This window comes from Paenimyroides marinum (assembly GCF_900108395.1).
Classification (GTDB): Bacteria; Bacteroidota; Bacteroidia; order Flavobacteriales; family Flavobacteriaceae; genus Flavobacterium; species Flavobacterium marinum.
On record NZ_FNXE01000082.1, the window covers coordinates 1 to 3,125 of the forward strand.

Below are 3,125 nucleotides of genomic sequence, written 5' to 3' on the forward strand. Positions count from 1 at the left end.
AAAGATAACCTCCTTTTCCGGTTAATTCCTAATCTTTTTTATCCTTTTTTCTATTCTTTTTTTACTTCGCTATAAACTAAAGAGTTACAGAGTGGGTTCTATAAAAAGAATCATTTAATTTGACTTTTTTACACACTATCTCTAACTTAAATAAGCATATTCTTCGGTATCGTTAAATACAACCTGAATGTGTTCTAAGCTTGATGTTGATAAAGAAATTCCTTTAAAATCAGCTTTTACAGGGTATTTCTTGTGGCTGCGGTCTATTAAAACAGCGGTTTTAAATTTCTTTAAAGGTACTTCTAAAAAGTATTTTACACCGTAAATTAAAGTAGCACCTGAATTCATTACATCATCAATTAATACAACTGATTTGTTTTCATAATCTGCCTTTTGCAAATCGGTTTTAATTTCTTGCAACGGATTTTGTTTGTTTACTTCGACTTTTCCTAACACCACTCTTAAATCGGATATTTTTGAAACTTCATCACTGATTTTTTTTGCAAAAACATAACCGCTGTTTGCTATACCGGCAATAACAATTTCGTTTTCGTTCACAAAGGTTTCATAGATCTGATAAGCGATACGCTTTACAATTTGTTGAATTTGCTGCTGAGTTAATATAATATTTTGTGTCATTTTTTTAATATAATAAACAGTTCGTTATTTTTTCTTGGTTTTATTGAGTTATAACAATAACCCAGTGTCTCAATGCTAAAATATTTAGAAAACAAGCTTTCATATTCATCTAAACTTCCTCCAAAAGGCGGTCCTTGGTTTGTTAACGGAAATGAAAATAATACACCTGCTAATTTACCGTTTTTATTTAAAAGCTTGTTACTATGGTTTACATACAAAGGTCTTAATTCTGGTTGTAATGCACAAAAAAAAGTTTGTTCTATAATAAGATCGTATCTATCGGTATGATGAAAGAAATCATCAACGATTAATTGCTTGGCAGGAAATTCTGGATTTTGATTTTTGAAATGATTGATTGGCTCTTCTGAAATATCTAGTCCATAAACATTTTTAAATCCTTTTTCATATAAATAAGCCAATTCATGACCTGTACCTACTCCGGGAATCAATATTTTTAGTTCTTTGTCAGACAGTTGATCAATATATGTTTTAATGGGTGTGGTAATTGCACCGGCATCCCAAGGGATATTGTTTTCAGCATATCTGTTTGTCCAGTATTCTTTAGTTAGCTTCATTATTTAATTGTTCAAAATAGGTATCATCATCTAAATAATCATCAATATTCCGGCGGTCTTTTTTGGTCGGTCTGCCCTCGCCTTTTAATCTGTAGTGATCTTTTGCCAATCTTAACAACTGCAAGTGCTCAAAAGCTTCGGCTGGCGTTTCATCTTTTCGATACATATCTACTAATTTAGCTCCTACTCTGTTTGGTGGGATGTCTAAAACCGTATATTGATAATTAATCTGGTCTTTGCGAACCGAAATTTTATCGCCCGGAAACACATCCCGCGATGCTTTTGCCGGTTGGTTGTTTACCTGTATATGACCTTTTTTGACAGCATCGGTAGCAATACTTCTTGTTTTGTAAACCCTAATGCACCACAAATACTTATCTATTCGCATATTTATATTATAATTTTGGGTTAATTTTTAAACAAAAATAAAGGAAAATTGTATCTTGCACCCGATTAATTTAAGTTAAATGAAAAGATTTTTTATATCGGCTGTAATTTGTGGTTCATCGCTTTTGCTTTGGAATTGTAAATCTGATGACGAAACTGCTGTTGTTGCCGACCGTGACCGTTTGGAAGTTTATAATGAGGATCTAAGCGAAATTGAAACTTTTTTAAAAGAGAACAGTATTAAAATCAATGAGGAAAACATTGAATTTACGGCTGTTGAATCAGGATCAGTATCTATTTGGGATCAATCGGAATATCCTTTACAATCGGTACAATTACAAAACGATACTTATAGCTATTCAAATGTAACCCGTAAATATGAAAGAATTGCGGATAATGTAGATTATAAAGTTTATTACTTAATTGTGAATGAAGGCGGCGGCGAAACACCAATGATTCATGACAATGTGTTTACATCTTACACCGGTTATTTATTAGATAAGACCTCTTTTGATACCAATCCTTTTGGATTTTGGAGTGCCTACCCGGCTTACTCTTCTTATAGCGAAATTATATCGGGCTACCGACAAATTTTACAACAAGTTAAAACAGCATCAGGAATTATAGATAACGGTGACGGGACTTATACGCATGAAAATCCGGGACGTGTAATTGTTTTTATTCCGTCTGGGTTAGGATATTTCAGTTCTCCTGAAACTTTTGGGACATATACTCCACTTATTTTTGACATTACGTTGATTGCATCGAAAGAGGCAGATCATGACAACGATGGTATTTTAGACAAATATGAAGATGTGAATAACAACGGTAATTTGTGGGACGATGACACAGATGGTGATGGCAAGCCTGATTTCTTAGACCTTGATGATGATGGTGATGGCTATACCACACGTGAAGAAATTACATACACCACCCAAGAGAATGGAGAAACAGTAACAAAATTATATCCTTTTGATCAGATACCAACTTGTGAAGGTGGTTCAGTAAAAAAACATCTTGATAAAAATTGTCACTAAAAACCTGTTTTAAAAACAGGTTTTTTCATCTTAAAAAATTTAAAATGGGTTCGTCAAATATAGAGCAATTAATACGTATAGACTTAGAAACATTACTCTACCACAAGCGTTTGAAAAACGAAATTTCTATAACAAATGCCATAGAGATTGCGGCGTACGTTGCTACTAAGTTTTTAAGGATTATTTATGCAAAAAACAAAGAAATTACAACTGAAGAATTAAACGGTGTTTTTGGTATTATCAGCAATATTTATAATGAATTATTTAGCAATCAGTTAGAAATTGTCGATTTTGAGAAAATAAGTTCTTTAGCATTAGATCTTTTAAAAGACACCGCCTTTGATAAAAATTGTGAAACCTTTTTCAAAGATATTCTTCAATAAGTCTGATTTATTTTCACTACTAACCGACTAACTTTTCAAAATTAAGGAGCTTCCCATTGTGGTTAGCTCCTTTTTTCATATTTTGGTTTTACGACAAATCAAAA

At 32.5% G+C, this 3,125-nt stretch carries 5 protein-coding genes; 2 read left to right on the plus strand and 3 right to left on the minus strand.

Annotated elements, in window-relative coordinates:
- Positions 1-141 precede the first annotated feature (141 nt).
- The 3 genes from BLW20_RS14360 to BLW20_RS14370 are packed head-to-tail and all read right to left on the minus strand — an operon-like array spanning position 142 to position 1,602.
- Complete coding sequence (locus BLW20_RS14360; protein WP_091102934.1) at positions 142-639, minus strand: phosphoribosyltransferase family protein; 498 nt, start codon at positions 637-639, stop codon at positions 142-144.
- Entirely contained in the window at positions 636-1,214 is a 579-nt protein-coding gene (locus BLW20_RS14365) for a methyltransferase domain-containing protein (protein WP_091102936.1), read from the minus strand. The genes BLW20_RS14360 and BLW20_RS14365 overlap by 4 nt, the downstream gene beginning before the upstream one ends.
- Entirely contained in the window at positions 1,201-1,602 is a 402-nt protein-coding gene (locus tag BLW20_RS14370; RefSeq protein ID WP_091102938.1) for an RNA-binding S4 domain-containing protein, read from the minus strand. Before BLW20_RS14370 ends, BLW20_RS14365 begins: the two co-directional genes overlap by 14 nt.
- A 79-nt stretch (positions 1,603-1,681) precedes the next feature.
- Here BLW20_RS14370 and BLW20_RS14375 point away from each other — a divergent pair, with 79 nt between their 5' ends.
- Positions 1,682-2,638 carry an FKBP-type peptidyl-prolyl cis-trans isomerase gene (locus BLW20_RS14375; RefSeq protein WP_091102941.1) on the plus strand — a complete coding sequence of 319 codons (957 nt, stop codon included), beginning with the start codon at positions 1,682-1,684 and terminating at the stop codon, positions 2,636-2,638.
- Between the two features lie 44 nt (positions 2,639-2,682).
- Positions 2,683-3,021 carry a hypothetical protein gene (locus BLW20_RS14380; protein WP_091102943.1) on the plus strand — a complete coding sequence of 113 codons (339 nt, stop codon included), beginning with the start codon at positions 2,683-2,685 and terminating at the stop codon, positions 3,019-3,021.
- Positions 3,022-3,125: the final 104 nt, after the last annotated feature.

What these genes read in the sequence shown, in the direction of transcription:
- BLW20_RS14370 (WP_091102938.1), bottom strand. Translation starts at nt 1,602, where the DNA reads ATGCGAATAGATAAGTATTTGTGGTGCATTAGGGTTTACAAAACAAGA.
- BLW20_RS14360 (WP_091102934.1), bottom strand. Translation starts at nt 639, where the DNA reads ATGACACAAAATATTATATTAACTCAGCAGCAAATTCAACAAATTGTA.
- BLW20_RS14365 (WP_091102936.1), bottom strand. Translation starts at nt 1,214, where the DNA reads ATGAAGCTAACTAAAGAATACTGGACAAACAGATATGCTGAAAACAAT.
- BLW20_RS14380 (WP_091102943.1), top strand. Translation starts at nt 2,683, where the DNA reads ATGGGTTCGTCAAATATAGAGCAATTAATACGTATAGACTTAGAAACA.
- BLW20_RS14375 (WP_091102941.1), top strand. Translation starts at nt 1,682, where the DNA reads ATGAAAAGATTTTTTATATCGGCTGTAATTTGTGGTTCATCGCTTTTG.